Source organism: Alicyclobacillus sp. CIJ1, assembly GCF_057538885.1.
In genome coordinates this window covers 1-660 of the sequence record NZ_BAAJPH010000100.1, presented here as the reverse complement: position 1 = coordinate 660, position 660 = coordinate 1, and the positions used below count along the sequence as shown (strand labels likewise).

The 660-nt window shown below is 52.7% G+C and carries 1 protein-coding gene; it reads right to left on the bottom strand.

The window, feature by feature from the left end; genetic code table 11:
* Positions 1–316: BRO-N domain-containing protein (locus tag AC27E8_RS06650; protein WP_487111398.1), on the bottom strand; the 316-nt coding region annotated here is incomplete at its 3' end.
* Between the last annotated feature and the right edge of the window lie 344 nt (positions 317–660).

Sequence of the window (660 nt, the reverse complement as noted above, 5' to 3'; positions counted from 1 at the left end):
CGACTTTTGGATCCGTGGCATTTGGCATCAACTCGTGCGCCACCCACCGTTGGATCGCGCGTGCATATTCGTCCTTACCCACGAGGGCCAAACGCAAAACGCCTGTCTCACGCACCACCGGGATCTCTTCCTGCCCGTCCAGACCTTCGACAATCAACGTGTCCTTCTCATCGTCGTCCAATCTTCGGAGTGCCTTTTCCACCTTGTGCAATCCTACGGCCTCACACACGCCAACAGCGTCGAACAATGGTTCGCCATCAACCCAAAACACACGCACCTGCGTGCCATTCGCAAAGACCGCCCAGGTTTGTTGCATAAACCAGATCGCTCCTTCCAATAGAACGGTGGGTGCAGGGCAAAACAAAAGCCCGACGATGCGGGCTATTCAAAGATCATTCCTTACATGGATGATCAGGTGGTAAAAATTACATGTTGTATAGCAGTGCGATGATCATGAGGCCATCCGATACGCTTTTTCCTTTACGATGAGGAATTAGGTTAAAAATCAGCAGGAAATTGGTAGTGTCCCGTCAAGTGGTGGAATTTCGCCGTGCGTGTCTCATGTGTGACATTGTCGGCTTTGACCCTTGGCGAACTTTATCGACCTCCGTCACGCTCCGTCAAGGGGCGCTTCGCTCGTCCCTCTTGGACGCCCTTGAC